Consider the following 15,878-nt stretch of genomic DNA (forward strand, 5'->3'; position numbering starts at 1 on the left):
TTTAGTCATGGAATTTGAAGAAAAAACTGTCCAACGGACGGAGATTTATCAGGGACCGATTTTTAAAGTGGTTCAGGACCAGGTAGAGCTACCAGAAGGGAAAGGCCAAGCCCAACGGGATTTGATTTTTCATAACGGAGCAGTGGCTGTGATTGCCCTTACTCCAGAAAACAAGTTGATTCTCGTTAAGCAGTATCGCAAGGCCATTGAGGCAACTTCTTATGAAATTCCAGCTGGTAAGCTAGAAGTGGGAGAAAATGCTGATCCGCATGCAGCTGCCCTGCGAGAATTAGAAGAAGAAACTGGTTACACGGGTCAGCTAGAGCTAGTTTATGATTTTTATTCTGCTATTGGTTTTTGCAATGAAAAGATTAAGCTATATAAAGCTAGCCAATTGACAAAAGTAGAAAATCCTCGTCCTCAGGACGAAGATGAAACCTTGCAACTTTTTGAAGTCAGTCTGGAGGAGGCACATCAGTTGCTGCAAAACGGTGACATCTGCGATGCCAAGACCATCATGGCTCTTCAATATTGGGAAATGCAGGAAAATCAAAGATAGGGGGAAAACCTATGGGAAGACCTTTATTAACTGATGAAATCATCGAGCGGGCTAACCGTGGTGAAGTCATATCGGATCCTCCTCTCGTGGATGATGAGGAAACTAAGATAATTAGAACTGATCAAGGAAGATTTGGTTATGCTACACCGCAAGGAGAGTTTAATCAGGACACCATGCAAATTGAAGTTGATCGGGAAGTTGTGAAAAGCCGACGCATTGAAAATCAGAAGCGAGGGGTCTTTCAAGCTAAACTCAATAAAATTTTGTTGTGGATTATTCTCCTGTTGGTGGTTTTGATTGCAGCCATTATTTGGCTATAAAAATAAGCGATAAGCCTAAGGCTTTCGCTTTTTTAGAAAAGGTTGGAAATAATGAAAATTGGAATTATCGCGGCTATGCCCGAAGAGTTAAAAGTATTGCTGGAGCATTTAGAAAATCCAGAAAAGCATCTTCGATTGGGACATGTCTATCATACGGGTTCTATCGGCCGTCATGAAGTAGTCTTGGTTGAGAGCGGAATTGGAAAGGTCATGTCTGCAATGAGTGTGGCTGTTCTGGTCAATGATTTCAAGGTTACTGCTGTCATTAATACAGGCTCAGCTGGAGCGGTGGCTGAAGGTCTGGCTATCGGTGATGTGGTGGTCGCAGATCGTCTGGTCTACCATGATGTGGACGTGACAGCCTTCGGCTATGACTATGGTCAGATGGCTCGCCAGCCACTCTATTTTGAGGCTAGTCGCTATCTGGTCTCTGAAATGAAGAAAATTTTAGACAAGACCCATCAAAAGGCAAGGGTAGGTTTGATTGCGACAGGTGATAGCTTTGTTGCTGGTCAAGAAAAGATTGATCGTATCAAGGAACATTTTCCAGATGTCTTGGCTGTCGAGATGGAAGGTGCAGCTATTGCTCAAGCCACACATTCGATTGGCCTGCCTTTTATGGTCATACGGGCAATGAGCGACACGGCTAGTCATGATGCAAATGTCACTTTTGATGAATTTATTCTTGAAGCTGGTAAACGCTCGGCAGAAACCCTGATTCAGTTTTTAAAAGAGTTAATCTAGAGTAAGATCGACCTAGTCGGTCTTTTTCTATTCTTGCCAAAAAATCCCTTTTGATGGTATAATCAAGAAGTTGCAATCAATGATAGAGGAGAAAAAGATGAGTATTTTAGAAGTAAAAAATCTTAGCCACGGTTTTGGTGACCGGGCTATTTTTGAGGATGTATCTTTCCGCTTGCTCAAGGGTGAGCACATTGGCCTTGTTGGTGCTAATGGCGAGGGGAAATCAACCTTTATGAGCATTGTGACGGGTAAAATGCTACCGGACGAAGGTAAGGTCGAGTGGTCCAAGTATGTGACTGCTGGCTATCTGGATCAGCATGCTGTTCTAGAAAAAGGTCAGACTGTCCGTGATGTTTTGCGCACAGCCTTTGACGAACTTTTCAAGACAGAAAGCCGCATCAATGAAATCTATATGAGCATGGCAGAAGAAGGAGCCGATGTTGATGCCCTTATGGAAGAAGTGGGTGAGCTGCAGGACCGCTTGGAGAGTCGAGATTTCTATACCCTAGATGCTAAGATTGACGAAGTTGCGCGGGCACTAGGTGTTATGGACTATGGTATGGAGAGTGATGTGACGGAGCTATCTGGTGGGCAACGTACCAAGGTTCTCTTGGCTAAGCTACTTCTGGAAAAACCTGATATCCTGCTTTTGGACGAGCCGACCAACTATCTGGATGCGGAGCATATTGACTGGCTTAAGCGCTATCTCCAAAACTATGAAAATGCCTTTGTTCTCATCTCGCATGATATTCCTTTCCTGAATGACGTGATCAATATCGTCTATCATGTAGAAAATCAGCAACTGACCCGTTATTCTGGTGATTATTACCAGTTCCTAGAGGTCTATGAGATGAAAAAATCTCAGCTGGAAGCAGCCTACGAGCGCCAGCAGAAGGAAATTGCGGACCTCAAGGACTTTGTGGCCCGTAATAAAGCTCGCGTGGCAACCCGTAATATGGCGATGTCCCGCCAGAAAAAGCTGGATAAGATGGACATTATTGAGCTGCAAAGTGAAAAGCCTAAGCCTTCCTTTGACTTCAAACCTGCCCGGACACCTGGTCGCTTTATCTTCCAAGCCAAGGATTTGCAGATTGGTTACGACCGTCCGCTAACTCAGCCCCTTAATCTGACTTTTGAACGCAATCAGAAGGTAGCGATTATCGGGGCAAACGGGATTGGGAAAACAACCCTACTCAAGAGTCTGCTTGGTATTATCCCACCTATCGCAGGTCAAGTTGAGCGCGGGGACTATCTGGAGTTGGGCTATTTCGAGCAGGAAGTTGAAGGTGGCAATCGTCAGACACCGCTGGAAGCAGTCTGGAACGCTTTTCCGTCCCTCAATCAGGCTGAAGTGCGAGCGGCTCTAGCTAGATGTGGCTTGACTTCTAAGCACATCGAGAGCCAGATTCAGGTTCTTTCAGGTGGGGAGCAAGCTAAGGTCCGCCTTTGTCTCCTCATGAATCGAGAAAATAATGTTCTGGTGCTTGACGAGCCGACCAATCACCTAGATGTTGATGCCAAGGAGGAACTAAAACGAGCTCTGAAAGAATACAAGGGAAGCATCCTCATGGTCTGCCATGAGCCTGATTTCTACGAAGGTTGGATGGATCAGATTTGGGACTTCAATCAATTGACATAAAGATTTTTTTCTGTAGAAAAAGTATTTTGTTTTTTAGATAAAAGAGAAAGAGGCTGGTCATATACTGACCAACCTCTTTTTGAACTTAATAATTTAAATATTCATTAATATCTTGTTTTTCAATCTCTTTGCCATATTCGCAGACAGGGCAGAGTACATAATATTTTCTTCCATAAGGGATGAGAGGAATCCAGTAGAGGGAAAACTTCCGACCTGTTTCAATAAGATCCCAAGGAGCAGTTTGTTGACAGTTTCCACATTGGATAGCAGACTGAGTATGTCCTAGTTCTTTTTTATAGCCTTTGTAACCCCAAATAATCATATGAATTTATTCCTTTCTTTGTTAAACTAGAGGATTATTTTTTAAAGTTGTAATCCTTGATCACTTCGATCTTTTGAATCTTGATCTCGTTTTTAGGTTTATTGTTTTCATCAGTTTCGCTTTCAGCAATCTTATCAACAATATCCATGCCGTCTATAACTTGGCCAAAGACTGTATAATCACCATCTAAAGATGGATTTCCACCTTTCTTATAAGCTTTAATAATTTGTTCTGGATATTTGCTTTTAGATAATTTGCTTGAGCTGTCTGTCTGGTTTTGGTTGATAAAGAATTGACTGCCGTTAGTATTATCAGATGCTGCATTGGCCATAGATAGAGCCCCGCGGAGGTTGTATAGGTAGGCAGAAGTTTCATTCTTAAAGCCCTTTCCTGAGTCAATTTGTTTGTTCTTTCCATACCATATTGACTCCCCACCTGTACCGTTTCCTTTAGGGTCACCACCTTGAATCATGAATCCCTTGATGACGCGATGGAAGATAACTCCATCATAATAGCCTTCTTTAGCATGAGTTAGAAAATTTTCAACTGCTAGAGGTGCATATTTGGGAAAGAGTTTGAGAGTGATATCACCAGCTGTCGTTACGATTTTAACTTTCGCTTCATCTTTGGCAACTTTGGTTGATAGTTGAGGGAAGCTGGCATTCTTATTTGTCAATGCTTCCTTGGTTTCAGCTTCTTTTTTGCTAGCTTCAGCACTGCTTGCACTAGCTGCTAAACTAGAGTCTACATATTCATCGCCCCGCAAGACGCGTTGGATACTAGTACAGCCTGCTAACAAAAGACTAGCTGAAAGACCCAAAATTAATAATTTTTTCATCATGATCCTTTCTGAAATAGAAACTACTCACATTTTACTATAAAGATCAACGATTTTCAAATCTTGTGAAAAAAGAGAGAATTCTTACTTGCAAGTCTTTTGGTCTGAATGGGAGATGGGGAAAGTCAGAAAGACTGATCCACCTAGCTTCATATAGGTTTTGAGAATGACTGCGTTCCTTTTCCTCACCACTTATCGTTAAGTTTTCTAAGCCCGTATAGATTGTCCAGAAATAAATGTGTTGATTATCGTCAGAGTCATAAGAGAAGGCAGGTTTTAGGTCTTCTGGCTTAAACGTAAGCTGGACTTCTTCTTTGATTTCTCTTATAGCCGCTTCGATTGGACTCTCACTCTCTTCAATTTGCCCACCTTGAAGGACATAGTAGCATTGTCCATTTTTATATCGATAAATGGTCAGAATGCTATTTAGTTTGGGATGATAGATAAGTATGCCAGCTCTCATAAGCAACTCCTTTATCTTTTTATTCATCAAGTTTAACAAAATAATGTTTAGAATACTAGATTGGAAACATATTATCGAAAAATTACGATTGTGAAATCCAGCTAATCACTAGGACTTTTATTTAGTTGGTCATTATTTTTGTTTTATTCCTAAAATCTTTCTGACGCTATTTAGGGAAGGAGAGTGTGAGATTTTTGATGACAGGGGTAAGAGTCTAATTAGAATCTAATGTAAGGCGATGTGATGCTAGTTCCTATCTTTACCTGAGAGGTTGTGCATACAAGAAGATTATGGTAAAATGAAAAAAATAAAAATTAATAGGAGCACTTTCCATGGAGAAAAGACTTACACGAGATACTAAGAATCAAAAAATTGCTGGTGTTTGTGCTGGTTTAGCTAAATATTTTAACATAGATCCTACACTTGTTCGCGTACTGTGGATTATTTCAGTGTGTGCTCTTGGAACAGGGGTTCTTGCTTATGCAGTTTGCTGGTTCGTTATGCCAGAAGAGGGAGCAACCCAAGACTAAAAGAAGACTTGATCTTTTAAAATCCAAAGCCAGCTAAGCTGGTTTTTTTCTTTTCGTAAGAAGTATTAAAGGTGAAGATTAAGTGTGTCAAAGCGTAAAATTTATCGTTTCTTGTCAATAGTTATTGTGGTATAATAAAGGTTATGGCAAATAGTAAAAATACGAAAAAAGGCCGAACAACACGTCGGCCAACAAAAGCAGAATTAGAAAGACAAAGAGCTATTAAAAGGATGTTACTGAGTTTTGGCTTGGCCTTCATTCTTCTTTTTGCTGCCTTAAAACTAGGTGTTTTTGGGGTGACTATTTACAATCTGATTCGATTAGTAGTTGGTAGCTTAGCGTACTTAGCAATTGTAGCGACTTTGATTTATCTTTTCTTTTTCAAATGGTTAAGCAAGCGCGAAGGTCTGATTTCAGGTTTTATTAGCATTTTTGTTGGTTTACTTCTAATCTATCAAGCTTACTTTGTAGATGTCTTATCACTCAAAGGTCAAGTCTTGTCCAGCACTTTAGCCAGAATTTTTTCTGATTTAACTGCATTTAAAGTTAGTTCATTTGCTGGTGGTGGTTTATTAGGATCACTCTTACACTTACCCATCTCTTTTCTCTTTTCAAATTTTGGTTCTTACTTTATTGGTATTCTCTTTATTTTAGTAGGTGCTCTACTAATCAGTCCTTGGACCATTTACGATATTTCTGAAAAGCTGGTTGAAACATTCCACCATCTTAGTGAAAAACGTGAAGAAAAGCGACAACAGCGTTTTATTGAAAAAGAAGAACAGGCTGCTTTAGAAGCAATGCAGGCGATTGAAGTGGAGCAAGAAGGGCCTGAAATCGATTTGGGAACAGGGGAAATTTTGGATGATGAAAATCAGGCAAGAACTCCTGTTGCCATTGAAACAGAGGAATATGAAGATTTGGGAGAATTTGAACTTGAAGATACTCAAGATTTCAAAATTAAACAGGAGTCAGAAGAAGCAGACGCGGACACAGATGTTGAGGTAGACTTCACAGCCAAAGAAAGTTTGGATTATAAGCTACCGACCATCAACCTCTTTGCGCCCGATAAACCTAAAAACCAGTCTAAAGAGAAGCGGATTGTTCGTGAAAACATCAAGATCTTGGAAGAAACTTTTGCGAGTTTTGGCATCAAGGCTACTGTTGAGCGGGCTGAAATCGGCCCTTCCGTCACCAAGTACGAGGTTAAGCCAGCTGTTGGTGTCAGGGTCAATCGGATTTCCAATCTGGCTGATGACTTAGCTCTAGCTTTGGCTGCTAAGGATGTGCGGATTGAGGCGCCGATTCCTGGAAAATCTCTTGTCGGAATCGAAGTGCCCAACTCTGAAATTGCAACTGTAACCTTCCGAGAGCTCTGGGAACAGTCGAAGACGGATGCCAGCAAGCTCCTGGAAATCCCACTTGGTAAGGCTGTCAACGGATCTGTTCGCTCCTTTGACTTGGCTAAGATGCCTCACCTCTTGGTAGCGGGTTCTACTGGATCTGGTAAATCAGTAGCTGTTAACGGTATTATAGCCAGCATTCTCATGAAGGCCAGACCGGATGAAGTCAAGTTTATGATGGTGGATCCTAAGATGGTGGAGCTGTCCGTTTATAATGACATTCCCCACTTGCTTATCCCCGTTGTGACCAACCCTCGCAAGGCTAGCCGCGCATTGCAAAAGGTCGTGGATGAGATGGAAAACCGCTATGAACTCTTCTCCAAAGTTGGTGCTCGTAATATTGCCGGCTACAATGCTAAAGTAGCCGAGTACAATGCTCAGTCGGAGTACAAGCAGGTGCCTCTGCCTTTAATCGTTGTCATCGTGGATGAGCTAGCTGACCTTATGATGGTAGCCAGCAAGGAAGTAGAAGACGCTATTATTCGTCTGGGACAAAAGGCGCGTGCCGCTGGAATTCACATGATTTTGGCTACCCAGCGACCATCAGTAGACGTTATTTCGGGTCTGATCAAGGCTAATGTGCCATCTCGGATTGCCTTTGCCGTGTCTAGCGGGACAGACAGCCGGACCATTCTGGATGAAAATGGAGCAGAAAAGCTCTTGGGTCGAGGAGATATGCTCTTTAAGCCAATTGATGAAAACCATCCGGTTCGTTTGCAGGGCTCCTTTATCTCAGATGAAGATGTGGAGCGAATTGTAGCCTTTGTCAAGAATCAAGCTGAAGCTGACTATGACGATAGCTTTGATCCAGGCGAAGTATCTGAAAGCGATATGGAGTCTGGTGGGGGCGATGATGGAGGCGATCCGCTCTTTGAAGAAGCCAAGGCCTTGGTCATCGAGACTCAGAAGGCCAGCGCTTCTATGATTCAGCGTCGACTCTCGGTCGGCTTTAACCGGGCTACTCGACTCATGGAAGAGCTAGAAGCAGCTGGTGTTATCGGACCGGCCGAAGGAACCAAGCCGAGAAAGGTTTTGCAGACGAATTGATTCTAATTTCACTAGTCTGTTAGCAAGAAAATCATTCTATAAAAATAAATCTGCCAGCAACCAGCCGGCAGATTTTCTCTACTCACTCAACGGAAAGGAAAGAAGGTATGAAACTGGACACTATTCACCACATAGCTATTATCGGTCATGATTATGCCAAGACCAGAGAGTTTTATGTAGACAAGCTGGGCTTTGAGCAGCTGGATGAGCACCACCGGCCAGATAAGCAGGATATTCTCTTTAATGTCCGCAAGGGAAATCTAACTCTAGAGATTTTCATCAAGAAAGAAGCACCCAAGCGGCCAGCCTTGCCGCATCCTGAGCATACAGGTCTGCGACACCTGGCCTTCCGAGTGACAAATGTCGAAGAATACTTAGCGGAATTTGACCGTTTGGAGATTCCTCATACAGAGTTGCGCTATGACGACTTCGACGGTCGTAAGATGGCTTTCTTCTTTGATCCGGATGGCCTACCTCTGGAAATTCACGAATGAAAATGTAATTCTATTTTACAAGGGCAATTTTAAATATCCATACTTCAGCCTAAAGTCTGAAGAAATGTTGCCCTGTTTTTGCTACAATAAGTAAAGCGAATTCAATAAGGAAAACTCTATGCATCAGAATCAATTTCAAGGACTTAGTCAAGCACAAGTTGAAGAACGTCGCCAAAAAGGTCTGACTAATCAGGTTACCATCTCTACAGAAAGAACGACCTGGCAGATTGTTCGGTCCAATATTTTTACCTATTTTAATTTTATTTTTCTTGTACTGGCCATTCTCTTGGTCCTAGTTCAGTCATGGAATAATCTCCTCTTTGTTCCCATCGTTGTCATTAATTCCTTGATTGGGATTTTTCAGGAATTTAGGGCTAGAAAAGTTCTTAACCAAATGAAACTCTTACACACTTTCTCAGCCAATGTGATTCGAGATGGAGAAGAGCAGGTGCTCTCTGTCGAAGAACTTGTTCAAGATGATATTGTTAAATTTTCTGCTGGAAATCAGATTTACGCCGATGGACAGATTCTATCAGGAAGTTTGAAAGTAAATGAATCCCAGCTGACGGGTGAGGCTGATGAAATTGAAAAAAATCCGGGAGATGAGGTCCTGTCTGGTAGCTTCGTAGTTGCTGGTCAAGCCTATGCTCGACTGGACAAAGTAGGAGACCAGGCTTACATAAACCAGCTAGCTAAAGAAGCCAAAGAAATAAGCGGTGTAGAAGAATCCAAGATGGTTCATGCTGTCAATCGCCTAGTGCAGATCATTGGGATATTGATTATTCCTTTAGGACTCTTGCTTTTCTTCCGCAGTTTTATCAGTAATCAAGAAACTTTGCAAGTCAGTGTGACCTCAACAGTCGGTGCTATTGTGGGAATGATTCCGGAGGGACTCTATCTACTGATGACACTTGCCCTAGTTCTAGGGGCTGTTCGCCTAGCAAAACAGCAGGTTCTTCTAAACAGTATGAAGGGAATTGAGACTCTGTCGCGTGTAGATGTCCTTTGTGTAGATAAGACGGGGACCATCACAGAAAATAGCATGACAGTAAGTCAGTTGATTCCAGTAGGGGATCAAAAAGAAGTTGCCTTGGAAGCACTGAGTCACTATCTTGAGGCTAGTCAGGACACCAACGATACAATTGAAACCTTGCGTGCTTGTCCTAGGATTGAAAAAAGTGGACAAGCCTGGTCTATTAAACGGCAGTACCCTTTTAGCTCTAAAAACAAATACGCAGCAGTATCGTTTGACCAAGGGACCTTTGTTTTAGGAGCTCCAGAGTATGTCCTTCGACAAGATTTAGAAAATTATCAATCATATTTTCAGGATGCAGCAGAAGAAGGGAGCCGAGTGCTAGTGTTTGGTCTCTATGAGGGCTCAAACTTGGAAGCTAGCTTGGAGGCGCCTGTTAGCCCGCTTCTGTTTATCCTTTTGGAAAATCCTGTCCGAGAGAATGCTACAGAGACTTTTTCATATTTTGAAAGACAAGGTGTGACAGTTAAGGTCATCTCAGGAGATAATCCTATTACAGTAGCCGCAGTTGCTAAGAAGGCAAATATTCCACATGCAGCAAACTATGTCGATGCTAGAAGTTTGGATTCGGATCAAAAGATCATTCAAGCTGCAGAAACGTATACGGTCTTTGGTCGAGTTAGTCCAGAACAGAAGCAAAAATTGATTCAGGCATTACAAGGTCATGGGCATAATGTTGCCATGACAGGCGACGGTGTCAATGACATTCTTGCCATGAAAAAGGCTGATTGTAGTATCGCGATGGAATCTGGGAATGATGCAACCAAGCGGATAGCGCAAGTGGTCTTGCTGGACTCAGATTTCTCACATATGCCCCACATCGTTGCAGAAGGACGGCGTGTAGTTAATAATATTCAGAGATCGGCCAGTCTTTTTCTAGTTAAAAATATATTTTCTATCTTACTAGCCCTGACTTCGACCATATTTGCTTTCACATATCCTTTGCAAGCTTCGCAGATGTCCTTGATCAGTGGTTTTACAATTGGGATACCCGGATTCTTGCTGGCTTTAGAACCCAATAAGGCACGGATTAGAGGACGTTTTTTAGAGACGGTTTTGAAAAATGCCTTGCCAGCTGCAATTGTAGATTATCTAGCGGTTTTAGTGGCAGTATATTGTGGTCATTGGCTTGGACTCTCTCCTAAGGAAATCAGTACAAGTTCGATTATTCTTCTCGCAGTGGTAGGCTTTATCATAATGTACAAGCTTATTCGACCTCTTAATCGCATTAAGATTGGCATTATGCTCCTGAATATTACAGGGATGAGTCTTGCTGCTTTGCTTTTACCTCGCATCTTCAATTTAAGTGGCCTTTCAATCGAAGCAATTCTAATGACTGTCTTGCTTTCATTACTTTTGGAAAGACTGATATGGTTCTTTCAATTTCTAACTAACAAGGCAGTAGCTCTATGCAAAAAACGTAAATAAAATGAAGTTGGGATTTTCCAACTTCATTTATTTTGATAAAAAGAGGCCAATGACCATTGCCAGGTATAAAAAGAATGTCAACATAAAGCCAGCCCGCCAAAAAAATTTTAAGAATTTTGGATAGTAGAAAGTCTGCTTTTTCTTGAGAAAATAGACCGTAATTCCGATCGCCAAGGCAGATAAAGCCAGTACCAGCTGTGGCAACATGCTATGGTAGTATGCTCGGTCAGAAATAATATAGAATTCCAAAAAGAACATTGGGAAGGCTAGATCTGCAAAGTTAAGACCAAAGCGTTTTAATCGTAAAAATTTTATTAAAATAATAGATAAAGCAATAGTTAAAAAAATAAATAAAACGGAAGCAATTCTTAATAACATCATAGCTATATTTTATCACAAAAAAAGTTAAAAAAGAAGAGAATTATCCTTGCATTTTCAATTCTTTAGTGTATAATAGAAAGGTATGCGATAAGCATGCTTGTGGGAGGTAATGCTCAAGTTTTATTGAGTAAATTCTACCGCCTAACCACAAAGGAGGATTTAAAATGGCTAAAAAAGTCGAAAAACTTGTAAAATTGCAAATCCCTGCTGGTAAAGCTACTCCAGCTCCACCAGTTGGTCCTGCGCTTGGTCAAGCCGGTATCAACATCATGGGATTCACTAAAGAGTTCAACGCTCGTACAGCTGATCAAGCTGGTATGATCATCCCAGTTGTTATCTCAGTATACGAAGACAAATCATTTACTTTCGTTACTAAAACTCCACCAGCTGCTGTTCTTTTGAAAAAAGCTGCAGGTGTTGAAAAAGGTTCAGGTACACCTAACAAAACAAAAGTTGCAACTGTTACTCGTGCACAAGTACAAGAAATTGCTGAAACTAAGATGCCAGATTTGAACGCAGCAAACATTGAGTCTGCAATGCGTATGATCGAAGGTACTGCTCGTTCTATGGGATTCACTGTTACTGACTAATAGTAATAATCCTATTTGCCCGCAATACACTTGATCATGAGACGAGTGACGTGGGAGATGAAAATCGATATGACCACATTACAAGGAGAAAGATAAAATGGCTAAAAAAAGCAAACAACTTCGTGCTGCTCTTGAAAAAATCGACAGCACAAAAGCATACAGCGTAGAAGAAGCTGTAGCTCTTGCAAAAGAAACTAACTTTGCAAAATTTGACGCAACTGTAGAAGTTGCATACAACTTGAACATTGACGTTAAAAAAGCTGACCAACAAATCCGTGGTGCAATGGTATTGCCAAACGGTACTGGTAAAACAGCTCGCGTTCTTGTTTTCGCACGTGGTGCTAAAGCAGAAGAAGCAAAAGCTGCTGGTGCAGACTTCGTTGGTGAAGATGACCTCGTTGCTAAAATCAACGACGGTTGGTTGGACTTCGATGTAGTTATCGCTACACCTGACATGATGGCTCTTGTTGGACGTCTTGGACGTGTCCTAGGACCTCGTAACTTGATGCCAAACCCTAAAACTGGTACTGTAACTATGGATGTTGCTAAAGCAGTTGAAGAGTCTAAAGGTGGTAAAATCACTTACCGTGCGGACCGTGCAGGTATCGTACAAGCTATCATCGGTAAAGTTTCATTTGACGCTGATAAATTGGCTGAAAACTTCAAAGCTTTCAACGAAGTTATCCAAAAAGCAAAACCTGCTACAGCTAAAGGAACTTACGTAACTAGCTTGACAATCACAACTACTCAAGGACCTGGTATCAAGGTTGATGTAAACTCACTTTAAAAATAATAAAAAACTCTGGTTTTACCAGAGTTTTTTTCTAGAGAAAAATCAAAATATTTTACTTGGTGCATGAAAGTTTATTCAAATTTTAACAATGTTAGCAGACTAAATGTATAAGAGAGGCTAAGAAATATCATGCTAAAACTGGCTGTTCTCCCAATAAGCCTAGTTACAAGTCCAGATAAACATGATATAATATGGTGAAACAATTTATTTATATAAAAAGGAGACGATGCGATGAAAAAAGATCAGAATCAGCTTACTTGGCTGATGGTGTCCCTGATTGCCTTTAATATGGTTTGGGGGCTTGGAAATGTCGTCAATAACTATTCCCAGCAAGGAATCTCTGTTATTGTTTCCTGGATTCTTATCCTAGCTCTATACTTCATTCCTTATGCACTGATTGTAGGACAACTGGGTTCTACATTTAAGGAAAGTGGGGGAGGTGTCAGTGACTGGGTTGAGAAGACTTCTACCAAGCGCTTGGCTTATTTTGCTGCCTGGACCTATTGGGTAGTGCATATTCCCTACTTGGCGCAAAAGCCTCAAGGAGTTTTGATCCCACTTGGTTGGGCTCTTCAAGGGAATGGTAATTTTTTAAGTAATCTCGACATTCATTGGATCGTGATTTTGAGTTTGCTAATTTTCGGAGCCTTTCTCTACTTGTCTACCAAGGGACTGTCAACCCTCAAGGTAATTGGTGGTCTAGCAGGAAGTGCTATGCTCATCATGTCTATCCTTTTTGTTCTTTTAGCTGTAGGTGCGCCTTTTATCAAGCCTGATATGCAATTTGCAACGGCTAATATGGATAAGCTTAGTACCTATATTCCTAATTTTGACTTTTCATATTTTACTACAATTTCCCTCTTGGTCTTTGCGGTTGGTGGAGCTGAGAAAATTTCCCCTTATGTTAACCAAACCCGCAATCCCGCAAAGGAATTTCCAAAGGGGATGATTGTCATGGCTGTTATGGTTGGAGCTTCTGCTATTTTAGGGTCTCTAGCTATGGGGATGCTATTTGATGGAAGTAATATTCCAGACGATTTGATGCGTAATGGTGCTTACCAAGCCTTCCAAAAACTTGGAAATTACTGGGGTGTAGGTAATCTTTTGGTTGTAATTTACGCCTTGACAAATATGGTCGGACAAATTGCTGCCCTGGCATTCTCTATCGATGCACCTCTGCAGATTTTACTTAATAATGCTGATGCTGAATTTGTTCCAAGCTGGTTGCGTAAACGCACTTCAAAAGGTGTATTGATTAATGGTTATATCTTAACAGGGATTTTGGTGAGTCTCTTGATTATCCTGCCAATCTTTGGAATAAAAGAAATTGATGGTTTGGTTAAATGGATGACCAATCTTAACTCTATCGTTATGCCAATGCGTTATCTCTGGGTTTTCCTTGCCTATATGTTGTTAAACAAGGCTTGGAAGAAGTACAAAAATGCGGAGTATAAATTAACAAAAAATCCTAAAGTTGGCTTTGTTATTGGAGCTTGGTGCTTCCTCTTTACAGCTTTCGCTTGTATTCTGGGGATGGTTCCAAAAGTGGATTATGCTCAAGATCCAGCTGGTTGGAAATTCTCTCTCTTGACTAATGTTTTGACTCCTCTTGTTCTGATTAGTTTGGGAATTATTTTACCTTTACTAGCTAAGCGTGAGAAAAGACAAGCCCGTCGGCAAGAAATCGCTGAAAAATAAATTAAGTAATAGATAAATCGGCCCTATCTGATGATAGGGCTGATTTTAATAGAGGCAGATAGTTGATAATCGAGACGTGAAGGAGAGTAGTGAAGATTTCATACTTAAATTAGGATGAATAGAAAGGTTGTTGAGGTATCTTACTTCAATCAAGGCAAAATTTGTTGAAAGCTCCGTGTACTTATGGAGTGTTTGAATTAAACAAGCGAATTCGCTATAATGTAGATACTATAATAAGACTAGCAAATAGGGGAATGATGAATTAGATGAAAAGTATTGTTTTAGCAGGAGATTATGGTTATATTCGTCAAATTGAGACAACTATAAAATCTTTATGTTGCTACCATGAAGATCTGCTTATCTATGTTTTTAATCAAGATATACCACAAGAATGGTTCATTAATACTCGAAAAAAAGTAAAAGGGACAGGAAATAATTTACTTGATATCAAGCTTTTACGAGATGATTTAAGGATGAAGTGGGAAGAATCAACCTACTCTCATATTAACTACATGGCCTATGCTCGTTATTTTATTCCAGAGTATGTGAAGGCTGATCGAGCTCTTTACCTTGATTGCGACTTGGTTGTCACTCAAAACTTGGATCACTTATTTGATTTGGATCTGGAAGATTACTATATCGCAGCAGTAAGAGCTACCTTTGGTTTGGGGATTGGCTTTAATTCTGGAGTCATGCTTATAAATAACGAACGTTGGCGGAGGGAAAATATTTCTCAGCAATTAGTTGAGTTGACTGACAGGGAAATTGAAAGGGTCTTGGAAGGAGATCAGAGTATTTTAAATATGCTCTTTGAGGGACAGTACTTAGAGCTAGAGGATAGCTATAATTTCCAAATCGGTTTTGATATGGGAGCTGCTCAGTATGGACATGATTTTGTCTTCGACATTCCTCTGTCTCCTCTGCCAGCTATTATTCACTATATTTCCGCTCTAAAACCATGGAATCTTCTAACAAATATGAGACTGAGGGAAGTTTGGTGGTTTTATAATGACCTTGATTGGACAGCTATCATTGCGAGCAAGGTACTGAAAGGTGTAGAAAATCAAGGCCAAGACCTGGTCCAAGTCTACAAGAAAGAATTATTGACCTTGACCAACAGTGATTCTTTGGAGTGCATCAAAGAATTGATTCAAGCTTTACCAGATTGTCTTTTCCATATCGCTGCTTACTCAGATATGTCAGATCGATTGATCAGTCTTTTGTCTTACGAGAATGTTCGCCTGCATCGTTTGGTTCTACCGATTCCGTTGAAGCAGTTAGGTGTGGCTTGCGATCTTTATCTAGACATTAATCATGGCCACAAGTTTCTAGATTTTTTGGAGATGATCGAAAAACAAGGAAAGCCGATTTTTGCTTTTGAGACTACTCAGACAGAAGGAATTACGGAAAGGTTTTTTGCTACTGACAAGTACCAAGAAATGATAGAAGCTATTCGCCGATATCCGTCTTAAGGAAAAAATCATCCAACATATTTGTTTATCTCTTGAATTAAGCTAGTCTTATCCTCTGACAAGGCTGCTTTTTCTTTGCTACCGATGGAGCAGAATATCGATTTATCAAAAAAGAAAATTTTAAAAG

16 protein-coding genes are annotated in these 15,878 nt (G+C 40.8%); 12 read left to right on the forward strand and 4 right to left on the reverse strand.

Annotated features, from left to right (window positions below; all coding sequences use genetic code 11):
* Positions 1-7 precede the first annotated feature (7 nt).
* The 4 genes from O3640_RS05565 (at position 8) to O3640_RS05580 (ending at position 3,262) form a co-directional block, all read left to right on the forward strand.
* Positions 8-559, forward strand: coding sequence for an NUDIX hydrolase (locus tag O3640_RS05565; RefSeq protein WP_061583010.1), 552 nt, complete (start codon positions 8-10; stop codon positions 557-559).
* An 11-nt stretch (positions 560-570) separates the two neighbouring features.
* Positions 571-879, forward strand: coding sequence for a cell wall synthase accessory phosphoprotein MacP (macP, locus tag O3640_RS05570; RefSeq protein WP_020992595.1), 309 nt, complete (start codon positions 571-573; stop codon positions 877-879).
* A 51-nt stretch (positions 880-930) separates the two neighbouring features.
* The gene (locus O3640_RS05575) at positions 931-1,623 is read left to right on the forward strand and encodes a 5'-methylthioadenosine/adenosylhomocysteine nucleosidase (RefSeq protein ID WP_082307516.1); all 693 of its coding nucleotides are present in this window, start codon (positions 931-933) and stop codon (positions 1,621-1,623) included.
* A gap of 97 nt (positions 1,624-1,720) precedes the next feature.
* Positions 1,721-3,262, forward strand: coding sequence for an ABC-F family ATP-binding cassette domain-containing protein (locus O3640_RS05580; protein WP_227955647.1), 1,542 nt, complete (start codon positions 1,721-1,723; stop codon positions 3,260-3,262).
* Positions 3,263-3,347: 85 nt separating this feature from the next.
* Here O3640_RS05580 and O3640_RS05585 read toward each other — a convergent pair whose 3' ends face one another.
* The 3 genes from O3640_RS05585 to O3640_RS05595 are packed head-to-tail and all read right to left on the reverse strand — an operon-like array spanning position 3,348 to position 4,885.
* A complete protein-coding gene (locus tag O3640_RS05585) occupies positions 3,348-3,584 on the reverse strand; it encodes a zinc-ribbon domain-containing protein (protein ID WP_008809403.1) in 237 nt (78 codons plus the stop codon).
* A gap of 34 nt (positions 3,585-3,618) precedes the next feature.
* Positions 3,619-4,422, reverse strand: coding sequence for a peptidylprolyl isomerase (locus O3640_RS05590; RefSeq protein WP_118105847.1), 804 nt, complete (start codon positions 4,420-4,422; stop codon positions 3,619-3,621).
* A gap of 46 nt (positions 4,423-4,468) precedes the next feature.
* Positions 4,469-4,885: an NUDIX domain-containing protein gene (locus O3640_RS05595; protein ID WP_371586790.1), complete on the reverse strand. Its 417-nt coding sequence runs from the start codon at positions 4,883-4,885 to the stop codon at positions 4,469-4,471.
* A gap of 332 nt (positions 4,886-5,217) precedes the next feature.
* Here O3640_RS05595 and O3640_RS05600 point away from each other — a divergent pair, with 332 nt between their 5' ends.
* The 4 genes from O3640_RS05600 to O3640_RS05615 all read left to right on the forward strand — a co-directional run bounded on the left by O3640_RS05600 (position 5,218) and on the right by O3640_RS05615 (position 10,817).
* On the forward strand, positions 5,218-5,415 hold the full coding sequence (locus tag O3640_RS05600) for a PspC domain-containing protein (protein WP_045773208.1): 198 nt from the start codon (positions 5,218-5,220) through the stop codon (positions 5,413-5,415).
* Positions 5,416-5,558: 143 nt separating this feature from the next.
* Positions 5,559-7,862 carry a DNA translocase FtsK gene (locus tag O3640_RS05605; protein ID WP_371586791.1) on the forward strand — a complete coding sequence of 768 codons (2,304 nt, stop codon included), beginning with the start codon at positions 5,559-5,561 and terminating at the stop codon, positions 7,860-7,862.
* Positions 7,863-7,969: 107 nt separating this feature from the next.
* Positions 7,970-8,356 (forward strand): VOC family protein, encoded by a 387-nt coding sequence (locus tag O3640_RS05610; RefSeq protein ID WP_045773210.1) that lies wholly within the window; start codon positions 7,970-7,972, stop codon positions 8,354-8,356.
* 118 nt (positions 8,357-8,474) lie between these two features.
* Positions 8,475-10,817, forward strand: coding sequence for an HAD-IC family P-type ATPase (locus O3640_RS05615; protein ID WP_227955645.1), 2,343 nt, complete (start codon positions 8,475-8,477; stop codon positions 10,815-10,817).
* A 27-nt stretch (positions 10,818-10,844) separates the two neighbouring features.
* Here the strand turns inward: O3640_RS05615 and O3640_RS05620 are convergent, their stop codons facing one another.
* Positions 10,845-11,198: a DUF3397 domain-containing protein gene (locus tag O3640_RS05620; protein ID WP_008809396.1), complete on the reverse strand. Its 354-nt coding sequence runs from the start codon at positions 11,196-11,198 to the stop codon at positions 10,845-10,847.
* 164 nt (positions 11,199-11,362) lie between these two features.
* Between O3640_RS05620 and rplK the strand changes: the two genes are divergently transcribed.
* The 4 genes from rplK to O3640_RS05640 all read left to right on the forward strand — a co-directional run bounded on the left by rplK (position 11,363) and on the right by O3640_RS05640 (position 15,751).
* On the forward strand, positions 11,363-11,788 hold the full coding sequence (gene rplK / locus O3640_RS05625) for a 50S ribosomal protein L11 (protein WP_082307522.1): 426 nt from the start codon (positions 11,363-11,365) through the stop codon (positions 11,786-11,788).
* Between the two features lie 97 nt (positions 11,789-11,885).
* Positions 11,886-12,575, forward strand: a complete 690-nt coding sequence (gene rplA / locus O3640_RS05630; protein ID WP_008809394.1) for a 50S ribosomal protein L1 — start codon at positions 11,886-11,888, stop codon at positions 12,573-12,575.
* 237 nt (positions 12,576-12,812) lie between these two features.
* Entirely contained in the window at positions 12,813-14,279 is a 1,467-nt protein-coding gene (locus O3640_RS05635) for an APC family permease (protein WP_008809393.1), read from the forward strand.
* A gap of 266 nt (positions 14,280-14,545) precedes the next feature.
* Positions 14,546-15,751, forward strand: coding sequence for a glycosyltransferase family 8 protein (locus O3640_RS05640; RefSeq protein WP_268723229.1), 1,206 nt, complete (start codon positions 14,546-14,548; stop codon positions 15,749-15,751).
* Positions 15,752-15,878: the final 127 nt, after the last annotated feature.

This window comes from Streptococcus sp. 27098_8_75, assembly GCF_041432475.1.
Classification (GTDB): domain Bacteria; phylum Bacillota; class Bacilli; order Lactobacillales; family Streptococcaceae; genus Streptococcus; species Streptococcus gordonii.

Excerpts from the sequence above, each read along its gene's own strand:
- O3640_RS05610 (WP_045773210.1), top strand. The coding sequence starts at position 7,970 with ATGAAACTGGACACTATTCACCACATAGCTATTATCGGTCATGATTAT.
- O3640_RS05580 (WP_227955647.1), top strand. The coding sequence starts at position 1,721 with ATGAGTATTTTAGAAGTAAAAAATCTTAGCCACGGTTTTGGTGACCGG.
- O3640_RS05565 (WP_061583010.1), top strand. The coding sequence starts at position 8 with ATGGAATTTGAAGAAAAAACTGTCCAACGGACGGAGATTTATCAGGGA.
- rplK (WP_082307522.1), top strand. The coding sequence starts at position 11,363 with ATGGCTAAAAAAGTCGAAAAACTTGTAAAATTGCAAATCCCTGCTGGT.
- O3640_RS05635 (WP_008809393.1), top strand. The coding sequence starts at position 12,813 with ATGAAAAAAGATCAGAATCAGCTTACTTGGCTGATGGTGTCCCTGATT.
- O3640_RS05595 (WP_371586790.1), bottom strand. The coding sequence starts at position 4,885 with ATGAGAGCTGGCATACTTATCTATCATCCCAAACTAAATAGCATTCTG.
- O3640_RS05615 (WP_227955645.1), top strand. The coding sequence starts at position 8,475 with ATGCATCAGAATCAATTTCAAGGACTTAGTCAAGCACAAGTTGAAGAA.
- O3640_RS05600 (WP_045773208.1), top strand. The coding sequence starts at position 5,218 with ATGGAGAAAAGACTTACACGAGATACTAAGAATCAAAAAATTGCTGGT.
- macP (WP_020992595.1), top strand. The coding sequence starts at position 571 with ATGGGAAGACCTTTATTAACTGATGAAATCATCGAGCGGGCTAACCGT.
- O3640_RS05620 (WP_008809396.1), bottom strand. The coding sequence starts at position 11,198 with ATGATGTTATTAAGAATTGCTTCCGTTTTATTTATTTTTTTAACTATT.
- O3640_RS05575 (WP_082307516.1), top strand. The coding sequence starts at position 931 with ATGAAAATTGGAATTATCGCGGCTATGCCCGAAGAGTTAAAAGTATTG.
- O3640_RS05605 (WP_371586791.1), top strand. The coding sequence starts at position 5,559 with ATGGCAAATAGTAAAAATACGAAAAAAGGCCGAACAACACGTCGGCCA.
- O3640_RS05585 (WP_008809403.1), bottom strand. The coding sequence starts at position 3,584 with ATGATTATTTGGGGTTACAAAGGCTATAAAAAAGAACTAGGACATACT.
- O3640_RS05590 (WP_118105847.1), bottom strand. The coding sequence starts at position 4,422 with ATGAAAAAATTATTAATTTTGGGTCTTTCAGCTAGTCTTTTGTTAGCA.
- O3640_RS05640 (WP_268723229.1), top strand. The coding sequence starts at position 14,546 with ATGAAAAGTATTGTTTTAGCAGGAGATTATGGTTATATTCGTCAAATT.
- rplA (WP_008809394.1), top strand. The coding sequence starts at position 11,886 with ATGGCTAAAAAAAGCAAACAACTTCGTGCTGCTCTTGAAAAAATCGAC.